The 16641-nt window shown below is 61.0% G+C and carries 13 protein-coding genes; 8 read left to right on the top strand and 5 right to left on the bottom strand.

What is annotated here, in order from left to right; genetic code table 11:
- Positions 1 to 37 precede the first annotated feature (37 nt).
- The 3 genes from VH599_17430 to VH599_17420 form a co-directional block, all read right to left on the bottom strand.
- Positions 38 to 646: a DJ-1/PfpI family protein gene (locus VH599_17430; protein HEY7350104.1), complete on the bottom strand. Its 609-nt coding sequence runs from the start codon at positions 644 to 646 to the stop codon at positions 38 to 40.
- 158 nt (positions 647 to 804) lie between these two features.
- A complete protein-coding gene (locus tag VH599_17425; GenBank protein HEY7350103.1) occupies positions 805 to 2988 on the bottom strand; it encodes a thioredoxin domain-containing protein in 2184 nt (727 codons plus the stop codon).
- Between the two features lie 317 nt (positions 2989 to 3305).
- On the bottom strand, positions 3306 to 3695 hold the full coding sequence (locus VH599_17420) for a hypothetical protein (GenBank protein HEY7350102.1): 390 nt from the start codon (positions 3693 to 3695) through the stop codon (positions 3306 to 3308).
- A 378-nt stretch (positions 3696 to 4073) separates the two neighbouring features.
- On the opposite strand from VH599_17420, the gene VH599_17415 reads away from it, so the two are divergent.
- From VH599_17415 to VH599_17390, 6 genes are all read left to right on the top strand, one after another.
- A complete protein-coding gene (locus tag VH599_17415) occupies positions 4074 to 5267 on the top strand; it encodes a transposase (protein HEY7350101.1) in 1194 nt (397 codons plus the stop codon).
- A 32-nt stretch (positions 5268 to 5299) separates the two neighbouring features.
- Complete coding sequence (locus VH599_17410; protein ID HEY7350100.1) at positions 5300 to 5908, top strand: MBL fold metallo-hydrolase; 609 nt, start codon at positions 5300 to 5302, stop codon at positions 5906 to 5908.
- A 47-nt stretch (positions 5909 to 5955) separates the two neighbouring features.
- The gene (locus VH599_17405) at positions 5956 to 7152 is read left to right on the top strand and encodes an acetate/propionate family kinase (GenBank protein HEY7350099.1); all 1197 of its coding nucleotides are present in this window, start codon (positions 5956 to 5958) and stop codon (positions 7150 to 7152) included.
- A gap of 2 nt (positions 7153 to 7154) precedes the next feature.
- Positions 7155 to 9587: a phosphoketolase family protein gene (locus tag VH599_17400; protein ID HEY7350098.1), complete on the top strand. Its 2433-nt coding sequence runs from the start codon at positions 7155 to 7157 to the stop codon at positions 9585 to 9587.
- A gap of 71 nt (positions 9588 to 9658) precedes the next feature.
- Complete coding sequence (locus VH599_17395) at positions 9659 to 11533, top strand: hypothetical protein (GenBank protein HEY7350097.1); 1875 nt, start codon at positions 9659 to 9661, stop codon at positions 11531 to 11533.
- A 22-nt stretch (positions 11534 to 11555) separates the two neighbouring features.
- Complete coding sequence (locus VH599_17390; protein ID HEY7350096.1) at positions 11556 to 11858, top strand: hypothetical protein; 303 nt, start codon at positions 11556 to 11558, stop codon at positions 11856 to 11858.
- Positions 11859 to 11860: 2 nt separating this feature from the next.
- On the opposite strand, the gene VH599_17385 is transcribed toward VH599_17390, so the two are convergent.
- A complete protein-coding gene (locus VH599_17385; GenBank protein HEY7350095.1) occupies positions 11861 to 12088 on the bottom strand; it encodes a hypothetical protein in 228 nt (75 codons plus the stop codon).
- Between the two features lie 314 nt (positions 12089 to 12402).
- On the opposite strand from VH599_17385, the gene VH599_17380 reads away from it, so the two are divergent.
- Positions 12403 to 13827, top strand: a complete 1425-nt coding sequence (locus VH599_17380) for a hypothetical protein (GenBank protein ID HEY7350094.1) — start codon at positions 12403 to 12405, stop codon at positions 13825 to 13827.
- 118 nt (positions 13828 to 13945) lie between these two features.
- Here the strand turns inward: VH599_17380 and VH599_17375 are convergent, their stop codons facing one another.
- Complete coding sequence (locus VH599_17375; GenBank protein HEY7350093.1) at positions 13946 to 15043, bottom strand: hypothetical protein; 1098 nt, start codon at positions 15041 to 15043, stop codon at positions 13946 to 13948.
- Positions 15044 to 15595: 552 nt separating this feature from the next.
- Between VH599_17375 and VH599_17370 the strand changes: the two genes are divergently transcribed.
- Positions 15596 to 16459, top strand: coding sequence for a bifunctional DNA primase/polymerase (locus VH599_17370; protein HEY7350092.1), 864 nt, complete (start codon positions 15596 to 15598; stop codon positions 16457 to 16459).
- Positions 16460 to 16641 lie beyond the last annotated feature (182 nt).

Raw genomic sequence — 16641 nt, 5'->3', positions numbered from 1 at the left:
ATCCGCTGTGCCAGCGTCTTCTTTTGCTGGCCCCTGGCTAGGCGCTCTCTGCTGCTGCGGGGATGTACTCCATCTGGCGCGCCGTCTGGCGAGCAAGGTCATCTCCATGCAAGCGCGCGACGAGATGCAGCGCCATGTCTATGCCCGCGCTGATGCCAGCGGAGGTGACAATGTTCCCCTCGTCAATGTAGCGAATATTCTCAAGGACCGTCGCGCCGGGCAGGCTGGCGCGCAGGCGCTCGATGCTGCCCCAGTGGGTGGTGACGCGGTGGCCCTCCAGCAGCCTGGCCCGACCCAGCAGGAAAGCGCCTGTGCAGACAGAGGTAGTAAGCTGCGCGCGCGTGGCCTGGCTGCGAATCCAGTCAATGAGCCGGAGGTTCTCGGCCTCGCGGCGCGTACCCCAGCCGCCCGGAACGACAAGCAGGTCAATGGGCGGATGATTGTCGAGGCTGTAATGCGGCTGAACGAGCAGCCCGCCGACGCAGCGAATGGGCTGCCCATCGGCGCGCTCGGCCAGCGTAAAGACGGTGAGCGGCGGCTCTTTGTTAGCCGCTTGCGCGAGTTTGGCGGCCACTGAGAAGACCTCGAAAGGGCCGCAGAAGTCCAGCACTTCGACATCGTCAAAGATCAAGATGCCGATATTCATGTAGTCATCTCCTCTTGGTCGGATTGGCTCAGCCCCGCTGCCTCCAGCGCGGCGTCGAGACGGTCAGATCGAGCAAAGCGCGCTACCTGGGAATGTTTCACGTGAAACACTGACGCTAGCTTCCTTTCAACTCACTTTTGCAAAGGGAGTTTGGACCGTCACGCCGGATGCCTTGATTGTAACTGTTCAGCCAGCGCCTCTGGCGCGGTAACGGGCTGCTTGCAGGCAAAGTTCTGGCAGACGTAGGCGGTGGCTGCGCCGTCTCGCTGTGGACGCTCTTGCAAGAGCGGAACAGTATTGATCGCTGTGGTGTCGTCTGGTCTGGCGACGGCCAGCACCAGATTGGGCCGGAACTGCCGATTGACGACATCGAGCAGGGCGCGCGTGTCGGGCGCAGCGGGATCGCCGATGACAGCGACTTCGTGGACCGGGCCGATCAGGAAATCCAGGGCGATCAGCATCTGGCTGAGGGCGCTGGGATGTTCGGCCATTGCCGGAACGAGCGGGCGCAGGATGGTTTCGGCGCGAGCGCGATAGGCGTCTTCGCCGGTATAGGCGGCCAGGCGCAGCAGCAGTTCGACGGCGGAACTGTTGCCGGAAGGCGTAGCGTTGTCCATCAGTTCTTTGGGGCGGCCCACCAGTTCTTCGTGGTCTTTGCCGGTGCTGAAAAAGCCGCCGTCCGTTTCGTCCCAGAAGAGATCGATCATCTGGTCGGCCAGTTGGCGCGCTGCGCTGAACCAGCGCGGGGTATGTGTGGTCTGATACAGTTCAAGCAGGGCGAGCGCGAGGTTGGCGTAGTCCTCCAGGTAGCCTTTGAGTTTGGCCTGCCCGTCCCGATAGCTGCGCAAGAGCCGCCCGCTGCTGTTCATAGTGGCGAGCAGGAAGTTGGCGGCGCGTTCGGCGCTGGCGCGGTAGTCGTCGCGGCCCAGCACGCGCGCGGCCTCGGCAAAGCTGCGCAGCATCAGGCCGTTCCAGCCGGTAAGGATTTTGGTGTCCAGTCCCGGCCAGACACGCTCCGAGCGTCGCCTGTACAGCACCTCGCGGCCCCGCGCCAGCGCCTGCTCCAGCCGTTCGACGCTGACGCTTTGCTGCTCTGCGATCTCTTTGAGCGCGTGATCAACGTGCAGAATGTTTGTATGCTCGAAGTTGCCGCGCTCAGTAACATCGTAGAAGGCGCAAAAGAGCGCGCCGTCTTCTTCGCCCAGCGCGGCCTTGACTTCCGCCGGAGTCCAGAGATAGAACTTGCCCTCGACGCCTTCGCTGTCGGCATCCTGAGTGGAATAAAAGCCGCCGTCCTGGCTCAGCATCTCGCGCTGCACGTAATCCAGCGTTTCCTCGCAGATGCGGCGATAGAATGGCTCGCCCGTGATCTGATAAGCGTGCAGATAGGCGCGGCTGAGCAAAGCGTTGTCGTAGAGCATCTTCTCGAAGTGCGGCACAAGCCAGCGATCATCAACGGCGTAGCGATGGAAGCCGCCGCCGATCTGATCATAGATGCCGCCGTTCGCCATCATTTCCAGGGTGAACTCGACCATGCCCAGTTCGGAGTCCCTGGGGCTGGCTGAGGCGCTTTTGTCCTGCTGCGTGGCGCTGGCGGTTGTCTCGGCGTCTTGCGCGGCCCGGCGCAGGCGCTGATGCAGCAGGAAATCCAGCGACATCGGATGCGGAAACTTGGGCGCGCCGCCGAAGCCGCCATGCGTGCCATCGAACGAGGCGGCGAGCCGCCCGACGGCCTCTTTGAGAGCAGCCTGCCCGCTGGCAGCGTCTTCCTGGCCGATCTCGCCAGCAGACGCCTGCTCCAGCCGGACGCGGCGGCTGTAGAAGTCGCGGAACTGCGCGGCGGTCTCCTCGACCTGCTCGCGCTTGTTGCGGTAATAATCGCTGATGCGCTGCAAGAGCGTGGGGAAGCCGGGCATGCCGTAGCGGTCTTTGGGCGGGAAGTAGGTGCCGCCGTAGAAGGGCAGACCCTCCGGCGTGAGGAAGACGGTCATGGGCCAGCCGCCGCTGCCGGTCATGGCCTGGACGGCATCCATGTAGAGGGCGTCAATATCCGGGCGCTCCTCGCGGTCCACCTTGATACTGACAAAGTGTTGGTTCATCAAGCGAGCCGTCTCTTCGTTCTCGAAGCTCTCAGCAGCCATGCGGTGACACCAATGGCATGCGCTGTAGCCTACACTCAGCAAGATTGGCCTGTCTTCTGTCTTTGCTTTTGTCAGCGCCTCCTCACTCCAGGGATACCAATCAACGGGGTTGTGGGCATGCTCAAGCAGATAAGGGCTGGTTTCATGAATCAGCCGGTTCGTATGACGAGGCTTGGTGTCTATATGCTCCTGATTGCTCATCGGGTTCTCTCCCTGTCCAGCCCTTGTAGGATTTCAACTTGCTCTTTCTTCTATTTCCCGCATAGTAACAAGCCTAGCACAAACTCTGAGCGCAGGGCAAGGAGGTTTCCTGGCAGGCCAGGGCTATGCACAAGCCCGCTGGCGGCTGAAGGCCACGCCTGGAGGCTCTGCCGCAAAGGCCGCCTGCGGCGACGGGTGCTTGCGGGAACCCAGTCCCGCATTCTCGCTCCCGTTGGTCGCTCGCGCACCCGTGCCTGCGCGGCCTGGGACGAAGACGCCGCGCAGGGCTGGGGGAGCCTTCGGAGGCAGGCAAGAGGTTATAGATGTGTAGGAACTTCTAGAGACCGTCTGAACCAGAACCTATCTCGCCTGTGCTGGATCAGGCGCTTCAGCCGTTGCAGCCAACGCTGGATATGTCCTGTGGTCTGTGCTGGTTGGGGCTTGGGGAATGGCGCCAGAGGACGCTCAAACAGCCAGGGTTCAGGCATCAGTGTTTTCACCAGACCGTGAAGAGAGAGAAAGCTGAGCACGTCGCGGATTTCAGGGTGGGGGCAGCGGGTAGCGTCGGACAAATCAGCTACCGTAACCGTGCCATCACAGCGATAGAGGATGTCTTGCTGAAAGAGGGAGAGGGGGCGCACGTGATACCTGGCACAGAGCGTGCGCTGATAGCGTAGGGTGAAATCAAACGTTCCTGTAGTCTGCATGGGCATGGTTCCTTTCCGATGCTTGCCATGCCCACGCGCCATAGGCTACAATAGCCATACCGGCGCGTGGGTTCTTTACGGGTTCTCGCGGGTTGGTACTGTTGGCCGCTTAGGTACCTGACCCGTATCTAAGCGGCCCGTGAATTATCAAGGGGCGCGTAAAACCTCTGCCTTCAGGCATGGGGATAAAAGCGCCCTGGTTGCGGTTGACATAGAGGCCCATCATGTGCTACAATAGGTACATGAAACGGTCTACACATTTTCGCCTAACTGAGGATGCCAGGATGCTTTTGGAGCGACTGGCAGCAGCCGATGGGATTTCCCAGACGGCAGTGATGGAACTGTTGATTCGTGAGGCCGCCCGCAAGCGAGGTATCCGTGCTGATACTGGAATACAAGCTCAGGACCAATCAGGAAAGCCGCGCCGCGATTGATGAAGCCATCCGCACCACGCAATTCATCCGCAATAAGGCTATCCAGCTGTGGATGGACACGCGGGACACGAATGCCTATGCTCTGAATCAGTACAGTGCCCAACTCGCAAAGGAGTATCCCTTTGCGGCCCGCCTCAATTCGATGGCCCGGCAAGCCAGCGCAGAACGCGCCTGGCAATCTATTGCCCGCTTCTATGACAACTGCCAGACGAAGAAACCCGGCAAGAAGGGCTATCCCCGCTTCCAGAAGGATAACCGTTCCGTTGAGTACAAAACCTCTGGCTGGAAGCTGGAACCGGACGGCAAACGTATCACCTTCACCGATGGACACGGCATTGGCACACTCAGACTGATCGGTACGCGCTCTATCGAAACCTTTCCCCTGGCTCAGATCAAGCGCGCGCGTCTGCTCAAGCGTGACGATGGCTACTATGTGCAGTTTGCCGTCCAGGCAGACCGAAAGACTCCGCATGAGCCGACAGGGAAGCAGATCGGCATTGACGTAGGGCTGAAAGCCTTCTATACCGACTCGGACGGCCAACAAGTAGCCAATCCCCGCTATCTCCGCAAAGCAGAAACGAAACTCACGCGCCTGCATCGGCGCGTCTCGCGTAAGGTGAAGCGCGGGAAAAACCGCAAGAAGGCGATCAAACGCCTGGCAAAAGGCTATCTCAAGGTCAGTCGGCAGCGTAAAGACTTCGCCGCCAAGACGGCAAGTGCGTTGGTCAGGTCTAACGACCTGATTGCCTATGAAAACTTGCAGATTGCCTCCCTGGTCAAGAATCACCATCTGGCGAAGAGTATCAGCGATGCCAGTTGGGGGCTGTTCCTCACTTGGGTGCGCTATTATGGCGGGCTGCATGGTATTCCCATTATGGCGGTCTCCCCACACTACACCAGCCAGGATTGCAGCAGGTGCGGCGAACGGGTGAAGAAAACGCTCAGCATGCGTACTCATGTCTGTCCTTCCTGTGGCCTGGTGCTGGACCGCGATCAGAATGCCGCCCTCAATATCTTAGAACTCGCTCTCCGTACCGCCGGGCAGGCGGGAACGGGCAGCCGCAAGGCTGCGAACGCTTCTGGACAATCAACCGCTGGTGGACGCAGGAAGCTGCGATCTGCTAAGTTGGCTGGCTGAAGGAAGAATCCCCTTGCGTATAGCTTTGGGGAGTGTCAATTCGTGAGGCCATGCAGCAGGCGGGCGTCCCATTTGAGAGGCTCAATACTATTATTGTAACGCACCAGGACTTGGACCATATTGGCAGCTTGCCAGTTATGCTGAAGGAAGCGCCGCAAAAAGTCGAAGTCTTAGCGAATGAAATCGAAAAGCCGTTTATTCAGGGCGACCAGAGGCCGCTGAAATTAACGCCGCAGGCCATCGCTCAGGCGGTGGCCGCTTTACCGGCTGAGATGCCGGAGGAGGCGCGCCAGGCATTTCAGGCGAGGCTTGAGAACCCGCCAAGGGCTGCCGTAGACAAAACGGTTGCGGATGGCGAGGAACTGCCGTACTGCGGCGGCATTACCGTGATCAACACGCCGGGCCACACGCCTGGGCATATCTGCCTGTATCATCGCCAGAGTAAGACGCTGATCGCCGGAGACGCGCTGAGGGTGGTGGATGGGCAGTTGCAGGGGCCGAGCCAACAAGCAACACTTGATATGCCGCTGGCCCTGGAGTCACTGAAAAAGCTCGCGCGGTACGACATCGAAACGGTTATCTGCTATCACGGCGGCCTCTATCGCGGGGAAGCGAACCAGCGCCTGGCCGCATTGACCTGAGCAAGAACAACGACAGACGCTCAGGCGATCTGGAAAGAGACATGAGGATGTCTAACCGGCAAAGCAGACGGATTTTGACGATCAACACGGGTTCGTCCAGCCTCAAGGCGGCGCTCTACGACCTGGACAGCGAGGAACGGCTGCATATCTCGGCGCAGGTGGAGCGCATCGGCCTCTCCGGCAGTCGGCTGCGTATTGCTGACGACAGCGGCGCGACTCTGCTGGATGAGCGGCGCGATCTGTCTGACCACGCGGCTGGCTTGCAGATGGTATTTGACGGGCTGCGACAGCGCCAGCTTGATAGTAACCTGGATGCGATAGGGCATCGGGTGGTGCATGGGGGCAGCCGTTACAGCGAACCACATCTGATTGATGCTAACCTCTTAAACGCACTTCAAGGGTTAGTCTCTATTGATCCCGATCATCTGCCCCAGGCGATCAGCGCCATTCAATCTGCGCAGCGGGCGTACCCTGCTCTACCCCAGGTGGCCTGCTTTGATACAGCCTTTCACCGCAGCATGCCCCGCGTCGCGCAGCTCTACGCGCTCCCTCGCCGGTTGGCGGATGAGGGCGTGCTGCGCTATGGCTTTCACGGCCTCTCGTATGAGTACATTTTGCGCGCCTTGCGCAAGGAAGACGCTGGCGCGGCTGATGGGCGGGTGATTATCGCGCACCTGGGGAACGGGGCCAGCATGGCCGCTGCGCAGGGCGGCGCGAGCGTTGAGACGACAATGGGCTTCAGCCCTACGGGCGGGCTGGTGATGGGTACGCGCTCCGGCGATCTGGACCCTGGCGTGCTGCTCTATCTGCTGGCAGCGCAAGGCATGGATGCTGCTACAGTGAGTAAGGTGGTCAACCATCAAGCGGGACTTCTAGGCGTCTCAGGAACGAGCGCAGACATGCGCGATCTGCTGGAGCGGGAAGCTTCGGACCCGCGCGCCGCCGAGGCGATTGCGCTCTTCTGCTATCAGGCGAAGAAGTTCCTGGGGGCGCTGGCGGCTGCGCTGGGCGGGCTGGAGACATTGATCTTTACCGCCGGGATTGGTGAACGTGCCGCCGTTGTTCGCCAGCGCATCTGCGCGGGGCTGGAGTTCCTGGGCATTACCCTGGACCCGGCGCGGAATGAAGCGCACGCGCCGATCATTTCCCGTGATGGGGGGCCTGCCGTCGTGCGCGTGATGCAAACGAACGAAGACCTGATGATCGCCCGACATACCTATCGCCTGCTTTCACGAGGGAATTAACCATGCTTCAATTTGATACCACCATCTCCAGTACGGTTCGCGGGCACGGCAAAGTCCCCCAGCCGCCAGCAGCCCCGGCCAAAGGGCCGCTTTCAGCAGAACTGCTGGATAAGATGCAGCGTTACTGGAGCGCCGCCAATTATCTGACCATCGGACAAATCTACCTGCAAGACAACCCCTTGCTGCGTGAGCCGCTTACCCCGCAGCACATCAAGCCGCGTCTGCTGGGCCACTGGGGTACGTCGCCTGGCTTGAGTTTCATTTATGTCCACCTGAACCGGCTCATCAAAGAGCAGGCTGTGGATATAATTTACCTGGCCGGGCCGGGTCATGGCGGTCCGGCGCTGATAGCAAACGTCTATCTGGAGGGGACATACTCCGAAATCTATCCAGACATCCCGCAGAACAGCGAGGGGCTGCGGCGGTTATTCCGCCAGTTTTCGACGCCCGGCGGCATCCCCAGCCATGTCAGTGTCCCCACGCCCGGCTCCATTCATGAAGGCGGTGAGCTTGGCTATGTCCTGACCCATGCCTTTGGCGCAGCCTTCGACAACCCGGACCTGATCGTCGCGGCGGTGGTGGGCGATGGCGAAGCCGAGACGGGGCCGCTGGCAGGCTCCTGGAAGGGGACCAGCTTCCTCAATCCCGCGCGAGATGGCGCGGTGCTGCCCATCTTGCATCTCAACGGCTACAAAATTGCTGGCCCAACGGTGCTGGGCCGTTCAAGTGACGCGGAGGTGCGCGGCATCCTGGAGGGCAACGGCTACGCGGTTTATTTTCTCGAAGGCGACGATCCCATGCGGCTGCATCAGGAGTTTGCCGCGACGCTGGATAGCTGCTATGCTCAGATTCGCGCCATTCAGCGGGAGGCGCGGGCGAAAGGCGTCTCCGGGCGGCCACGCTGGCCCGCGATTGTGCTGCGCACGCCCAAGGGCTGGACCGGACCAAAGGAAGTGGATGGGCTGCCGGTGGAAGGCACGTTCCGCGCGCATCAGGTGCCGCTGGGCAAAGTGCGCGACGATCCGCGCCAACTGGCCCATCTTGAAGCCTGGATGCGCAGCTATCAGCCTGAAGCACTCTTCGGCCAGAACGGCAGGCTGATTCCTGAGTTGGCCGAACTCGCGCCAGAGGGCGAGCGCCGCATGGGCGCGAACCCGCATGCCAACGGGGGCAAGCTGCTGGTAGAACTGGACGTGCCCGATTTCCGCGACTACGCGCTGCCGGTGAAGCATCCGGCGACGGAGCAGCATGAGTCCACGCGCCAGCTCGGCAAGCTGCTGCGCGACATCTACGCGCGCAATGCGCAGCAGGCGAACTTCCGGCTGTTCTGCCCCGATGAAACGACCTCGAACCGGCTGGGCAATGTCTTTGAGGTCGAAAATCGCTGCTTTGTGGGCAAGACCATCGCTATTGACGATCATGTCTCGCCCGCTGGCCGGGTGATGGAAGTGTTGAGCGAACATCTCTGCGAGGGCTGGCTGGAAGGCTATCTGTTGACCGGACGGCATGGGCTGTTTGCCACCTACGAAGCGTTTGCGATGGTGTCGGCTTCGATGACGGTGCAGCATACGAAATGGCTGGAAGAAAGCGTCAGGCTGCCCTGGCGCGAGGCGATTGCCTCACTCAACGTCCTGCTCACCTCCACCAGTTGGCGCAACGACCACAACGGCTTCAGCCATCAGGGGCCAGGGCTGATTGATGTGATGCTCTCCAAGCGTGGGACAGTGGCGCGCATCTATCTACCGCCCGACGCCAACTGCCTGCTTTCGGTCGCCGATCACTGCCTGCGCAGCCGGGATTATGTGAACTTGATTGTGATTGACAAGCAGCCTCAGTTGCAGTGGCTGGACATGGAGGCAGCCATTGAACACTGCACGCGGGGCGCTTCGGTCTGGCAGTGGGCCAGCAACGACCAGGGCCAGGAACCCGATGTGGTGCTGGCGTGCGCCGGAGACATCCCCACCCTGGAGACGGTGGCGGCGGCCTGGTGGCTGCGCCAGCGTGTTCCTGAGTTGAAGGTGCGCGTCGTCAACGTGGTGGACCTGATGACGTTGTTCCCACGTATCTTTCATCCACACGGCATGGATCAAACCCGGTTCGTTGAGCTTTTTACCGCTGAGAAGCCGGTCATTTTTGCCTTTCATGGCTATCAACGGGCGATTCACGAGATTGTGCATGGGCAGCCCCATGCGGAGCGGTTCCATGTGCGCGGCTTCAACGAGCAAGGGACCACGACCACGCCCTTTGATATGGTGGTGATGAACGGCATGAGCCGCTATCATCTCTGCATCGAGGCGCTGCGGCGTGTGCCGCGCCTGCGCGAGCAGGCTCAGGGCTTGATGGCCGAGTGCAACAACCTGATAAACCAGGCGGTGGCCTACTCGCGCGAGCATCTGGAGGATATGCCAGCGATCAGCAATTGGGCCTGGACTTGAGAAGATTTGCAGCGGCGCTGCTTCCTCTGGCGTGATATGATGGGTGAAAAGATGAGTCGAGGAAGCGCCAGGTGGCAGCACATTCTTCAGATGTATCCGGCGGCCCTCAATGTCCTGTTTTCATTTTTAAGCTGCGCCGCAACATTGCTCTCGAAGGGGATTTGCTGCTGGCGCGCATGGAACTGGAAGCGTTCCTGCCTGGGAAAGTGGAGACTCTGGACCAGATGCGCGATGCCCTGCGCCTCGCGCCGCGCCTGGCCGGGTTACAGGGGTTCGGCGCGCTCGATCACCTTGCCCGCCCCAGTGGAACGCAGGGGTATGTGGCCTGGGGGCCGCTCTCTCGGCTCTCGCGCCTGGTCCAGCGCGTTTCCTTTATCCAGCGTATCTACTGTGTCGCGCCGGACTCTCAGGCTGCGCGAGAGGCGCTGGCTGAGCGTCTGGAGACGCTGGGGCCGGTCTTGTCGTACCGTCTGGCTGAGGACCAACTGATTATTCAGGCGCTGCCACATTACGCGCTGATCGAACTCTCAGATGTGATCGCCAGGCACTCGCGGGGCATTCTGGATACGAAGCGCAATCTGACGCTGGTTCTGGATGCCATCCTCGAAAGAACCGGCGACCACCAGGCGACGAAGCTTGCCAGCGCGGCCCTTTCGGCCCAATCAACGACCTCGCATTTGTCGCACGACATCCACTATTACAAAGCCAAGTTCTTTCCCCGTATGGCGCGCGCCATGCTCAATGTGTGCGCGATCCGCCTGGGAGAAGGCCCGCATCGCGTGCTCGATAATTTTGTGGGCAGTGGAACGACGCTGCTGGAAGCCTCGCTGCTGGGGATGCCGGGCGTCGGGCTGGACATTGATCCGCTGTCGGTGATGATCGCCCATGCCAAGCTCGCGGCGGTCCACCTGGAAAGCGCGCTCCTGGCGAGCGAAGCCGCTGCGGCCATCGCTCGACTCGATGCGCGGGCATCGGGGCAGCTTTCTTTATTTGATCCCCTCATTACGGAGACGCCTGACAGCGCCATCACGTTTCCCGCCTGGCTGATGAAAAACCGCCGCATGTCTGCGGAGATAGCAGGCAGGCTCAGCGCAGACATCGCGCGCATGCAGGTGGCGATTGCCGGGTGTGATCCCCGCGTGAGCCATGTGTTTCGCGTCCTGATGTCGGATGCCATTGCGCGCAAGATTCGTATGCGCTTTTTAGGGACGGGCGTTGGACGTTTCTCTCTGACCTTTGCGAAGGCGTCGCTGACCCAGATGTTTAGCGTATCGTTAGCGCATTATGTCAAGGTGGCGGCCACCTGCGAGTGGCTGCGCCAGACGATTCACCTGGCCTTTGCCGATACCGAGATCGTCGCCGCTGATACGCGGAATATCCCTGAGCAGGTGGGGCGATTTGATATTGTCGTGACCTCGCCTCCCTATCTGCCCGCGTCCAGCGGCAGAGAAAGCTATGCCAAAGCGCGCGCGCCGTCCCTGATTGCCCTGGAAATGAGGAATCATGTGGATGTGGACGATCTGGTTGATGATGCGATAGGCTCGATGGATGGCGGTGGGATAGGCTCTGATGAACTGACCGCTGAAGAGCGCCGGGTGGTGGATTGGCTGCGTCAGGATGAACTGCGGGCCATCAAAGCGGAGCCGACGGCGCGGTACTTTTTAGATATGCGCCTGACGTTCGAGCAGATGTACCGGGCGCTGCTGCCTGGGGCGCTGGCGGTGGTGGTCAGCGGCAAAACCAGCACGTTTTATCAATTTGCGACACGCGATCCGCTCCAGGTTGTCAACGTTGCCGAGATACTGGCCGATGAGGCGGAGCGGAAGGGCTTTGAAGTGGAAGCACTCCACGATATACAATTAGATAAAGCGAACCGAAACGCGCGCCCGCGCTCACTTGACGCGTACTATGAGACGCTGATCGTCTTGAGAAAGCCGACGCTGTGACCCTGGCGAGAGGAAACACTGGATGTATAAGCAAGGTATCCCTGATATTGATCTGTTCATTGAACAAGACTCGGAACGGACGCCAGAACCCCAGAAGTTTTATGTTATCCACCAGGGTCAGGTTCTGGCGAGCTTTACGACACTGAAAGGCGCGACCAAAAAGTATCAGCAGGTGAAAGAAGCCATAGGATTTACCCCGCGCGCCCCGGCGGAGGCTGAGCAGGCGGATATGGCGACGGTGATGGCTGAGGAGTGGATGAGCCGAACCGAACTCTACTGGTCGCAATCCTCATCGCATCGGCCCACCAATAAAGTTCGCCGCTGATGCTATCTCGAATCGCGCTGAACGCTGCGGTACGAGCGGAACGTTCGCGCCCCAGGGCCACGTCCGCGCTGGCGCAGCGTCTCGCCGCCAGGGACGGCGGCGGTACAGGCAACCCATGTTGGCATGCGTGTTTCAGATGAGCAATCCTCCTGGGGCAGCGGCGCCCCTCCCCCTTCGCGGTTCCACCAATTATCGGGGGTCACTTGTAGCGCCGCCTCCCAGGCGGCCACCGCTGCGCCAGGGTGAGCGTGCGCCCTCCAGGCCAGCGGACCAGCAGGCCAACGCTGGCCGCCAAGATGGCGGCGCTACAGGTGATGCCGCCCGATAGGTGGTGGAACCGGCTCTTCGCGCAGGCTCTTGCCAGCTTGCGATTCCTCAGTTATGCTAAGGGCTGTGGAAACACTGCTGCGGCTGGTCAGCCAGATCGCAGTGATCCTGGCGCTTTCCTGTTGCTCCTCGCGCGCTGAGGCTCAGGATGCCTCGCCCACCAAAGCAGATCAGTAAGCGGGGAAAGGTCGTCTGATGGTAAAGGAGACTGATAGCGATGCCTGACATCCGGTACGTTTGCCTCTCTGATCTGCATCTTGGCGCAGATAACAGCGTGTTGACCGCCATTAAACCCGGCTCGATAGACGTTGAGACCGCTCAAGCCAGTCCGGCGCTGGTCCAATTTGTCGCCTGTTTACGAGAGTTGATTGCGCATAATACCAGTCCCGAAAAGCCCCGGCTGATCCTCAACGGGGATATTCTGGAGATGGCGCTGTCGGAGACCAATACGGCGGCGATGGTCTTTGAGCGTTTCGTCGAGCTTATTTTTCCCGAAGATGGCGAGGCGCTTTTTGACAAGCGGCTGCTTTATATCCCCGGCAACCATGATCATCACATCTGGGAGAGCGCCCGCGAGACGCAGTATGTGAACTTCATTACCCGCATTCCCCCAGGGACGCCTCTGGCGGCCCCCTGGCATACGACCAAAATGGTTGCGCCCGATTTCGTGCTGGAGCATTTCTTGACCAATCTGCTGCGCCGACGCCCGCATCTTTCGGATGCGGTGGTGGGGGTGGCCTATCCCAATTACGCGCTGTTCAGCCGCGATGGGCAGCGGTGTGTGATCTTCACGCATGGTCATTACATTGAAGGCATCTACTCATTGATGAGTACCTTGAATACGATGATTTTTCCTGATCGCGTGCGGCCAAAAGTGGTGTGGGAGGTGGAGGCAGAAAACTTTGCCTGGCTTGACTTCTTCTGGTCAACGATGGGCCGCTCCGGCGATGTGGGGCGTGATATTGGCCTGCTGTACGATAAGCTTCAGGATAAGCATCAGGTTGAAAAGTTGATCGAAAACTTTGCGGGCAGCCTGGTGAAGAAATATAACCATCTAAAATGGGCGGAAGGCATCGAAACGAAGGGACTGGCGTGGATTCTGGACTTGACACTTGGCAGAGTAGCCGGCCTGGAACGACACGAACCAGAGCAGTTGTTGAGTCCCGACGCGCAGGAGGGGCTGCACTGGTTTCTGGAGGGCCCGCTGCTTGAGCAGTTGCAGATCGAGAGCAAGCAGGCTGCTATGCCGCCGAATATGGCGCTGGTCTTCGGCCATACGCACAAACCCTTTCAGCAGCAGATGCGCTTTGCTGGCTTCCCCGAGCAGATGAGCGTGTATAACAGCGGCGGCTGGGTGGTCGATCACCGCGAGCCATCGCCGATCTATGGGGCAGCAGCCATCCTTCTCGATGAACACTTGCAGGCTACCTCGCTGCGGCTGTACAACGAGACCGTCTCACCGGAAGATTATACGGTGCAGGTCGAGGCTACTGCCCCCCAGGGCAGCCCGATCAATACCTTTTACGAGCGCGTCAAGGCGCTTGTAGAGCCAGCGAGCGACCCCTGGCGGTCGTTTTCCCAGGCGGTGGCTGAAGCGGTGCAACTTCATGCCAGGGTGTTGGAGACCAAGATTAATCTCTAGGGCGCCTGGGTTCGTGCGCCAGCCGCTCGTTTGCTCTCCAGGACATTCCTCCAGGGTAGCGAACTCACAGCGATGAGACAGGAGGTAACGCGCTGAGGGTTCCCTGTTGGGAGGTCTTTTATCTGGTCTGGAGGAACGCCAGGTCTTCCTGAGATGGTGGATGGAGGACCAGTTCCTCTACCAGCGCCAGCGCCGCCGCCAGATCCGTGAGGTCAAGCACCTCTACGGGCGAGTGTGAGTAGCGTCGCGGCAGTTTGATTTCGAGCGTGGCGATGCCTCCGGCGGCGAGGTGCGCTGCGGCTGCATCTGTGACCCCGCCAGGAGCGATAGCAAGCTGATAGGGCGCGCCGATACGTTCGGCGGCGCGGATCAAGACATCGCGCGCCGCGTGCGGCAGCAGAAATCCGCCCGAGTTGGAATTGGATACCGGCGTGAGCAGAGCGCCCCGACCAATGCGGGCGCTGTAGGCCAGATGGCGGGTATCGGGTGTGCCAGTTGCAGGGAAAGTGTCTACGACAATGGCGAGATCAGGCTTGAGGCGGGCGAAGGCAGCGATGGCTCCGCGCAAGCCTACTTCTTCCTGTACGGCTACCAGGGCGGTCAGCGTGCAGGGGAGCGGCTGCCCATGCCGCCGCCGCAGCAGGTGGAGGAGGAGGACACAGCTCGCGCGATTATCAATCCCCTTGCCAGCGACGCGCGTTCCCGCCAGGCTCCGCAGTTCAGAGAGAACCACAACCGGATCACCAATGCGCACGCCGAGGGCGGCGACGCTGGCCGCATCATCAACTCCCAGGTCCACGTAGAGATCGGCGAGGGCGACGCCTTTGCCCTGCTCGTCGCGCGCGGTCAAATGCCCGGAGCGAGCGCCGATCACGCCAGGATGGCCTGCGACCCATACGGCGCGCCCTTCCAACAGGCGGGGCTGTACGCCGCCCAGGGGGGCCAGCCGCAGGAACCCGTCAGGTTCGATGCTCGCTACAGCGGCGCCGATCTCGTCGGCATGCGCCGAAACCACGAGATGCGGCGTGTCAGCGGGTCCGGCGCGCGTGGCTGCCAGGTTGCCCATATGATCGACGCTCACGCTATCAACCAGCGGGCGAAAGAGTTCGCGCAGCCGGGCAATGACGGGCTGCTCTGCGCCAGAGGGCGCGTGCAGGGCAGTGAGCGCGGCTAGATCTGTTCGGAGCGCGTCGAGTGTGTCAGGGTCGTGCTGCATGGGGTTCTCCTTGCTGTAGTGCGTTGTTCTTCTGTAGGCATGCCTCCCGCATGGGGAGGCGCAAGCGTCGTGGCTTGTGTTGAAGATGGCGTCATTATACCCCGGGGCGGTTCCACCAAAAAGCGGGCCACTTGTAGCGCCGCCCCCCTTCGGGAAGGGCCGCTTGCCTCGGCTGGGCCTCGGCATTCTCGCTCCCGTTGGTCGCTCGCGCGTCCCTCCTGGCGGCTCAACGCTGGCCTGCTGGCGCCGTGGCCTGGAGGGCGAACGCTCGCCCTGGCGCAGCGGTGGCCGCCTGGAAGGCGGCGCTACAAGTAACACACCTCGCTTGCTAACACCTCATGTTTGGTGGAACCCCGGCGCGCGGACCCCTTGACTCCTGGCTGCTGCTGAGGTATGCTGGTAATAGAACAAACGTTTCTGAGCTACTTTCAGGTTTCGCTGCCTCGATCCATAACTTGGATGAAGAGGGCTTCATCACTTCGCCGGTCTGTTTGTGTTGGCGCTCGTTTGTTTCAGGATGATCGCTTCGTGTAGGCGAAAGGGGGCCATCGCATAGGCATTTCCCCCGGAGAAGCTGCGCTGGCGTATGCGGCGCGCGGCTGGGCTGTGCTGCCGGTACATACGCCGCTTCCGCGCGGGTGTTCGTGTGGGCAGGATTGTGGACGCAGCGCGGGCAAACATCCCAGGACAGCACACGGCTTGAAAGACGCTGCCCTGGAGCCTGGGATCATCCGGGCGTGGTGGCGTCGCTGGCCCAACGCCAATGTCGGCATTGTGACCGGCAAGGAGAGCGACCTGGTGGCGCTCGATGTGGACGCGCGTTACCAGGGCGAGGAGTCGCTGGCGGCGCTGGAGGCTATGTATGATCGCCTGCCAGGCACGCTTACCGCTCGCACTGGTGGGGGAGGCCGCCATTTGTTCTTTCGCCATCCAGGCGGGAGCGTTCACAATATTGCCCGGCTCTTTGGGCTAGAGGGTCTGGATGTACGCGGGGATGGTGGTTATATTGTGGCGCCGCCGTCGCGTCATCTGAGCGGACAGTATTACGCCTGGCAGGACGAAGCGCGCCCGCTTGCCGAACTGCCAGAGTGGTTGTCTTCCCTGCTGGCCCGCCACACAGACCCCAATCGTCAGGGTGTGCGCACCTATCCCCAGGCGCCCCCAGGAGAAGCCGAGCCGTTCTGGCTCAGCCAGGCGCTGGAACGGGCGCGCCCAGGGAACCGCAATGTGACGGGATACTGGCTGGCCTGCCATTTGCGCGATGACGGGGTGAGCAGAGAGGCCGCCAGGGCGGTCCTCCTGCGCTACGCGGCGCAGGTTGTCGCTGGGGATCATCCCTATCACGCCCGCGAGGCGCTCGCCAGCCTCCGCTCAGCCTATCGGCATCTGGTCCCTGAGCCGACGCTGCGCACTTAGAAGAAGACGACACCAACCCCTCGCGCATATCGCGCGCGGGCTATCCAGGCGGATAGCTCGCGCTGGCCGTTGTATACTACATACGGCTGCTATCATAGTATTCTCCGAGGGTAAACACCATGTTCTCATGAGGCCGTCTCCGAGACAACAGCGCCTCTTCTTTCTGTGGAAGGCAACGGTGA

The organism is Ktedonobacterales bacterium (assembly GCA_036557285.1).
Lineage (GTDB): Bacteria > Chloroflexota > Ktedonobacteria > Ktedonobacterales > DATBGS01 > DATBHW01.
Note: the sequence above shows the minus strand (reverse complement) of the source record. Positions and strands in the feature narration are given on the sequence as shown.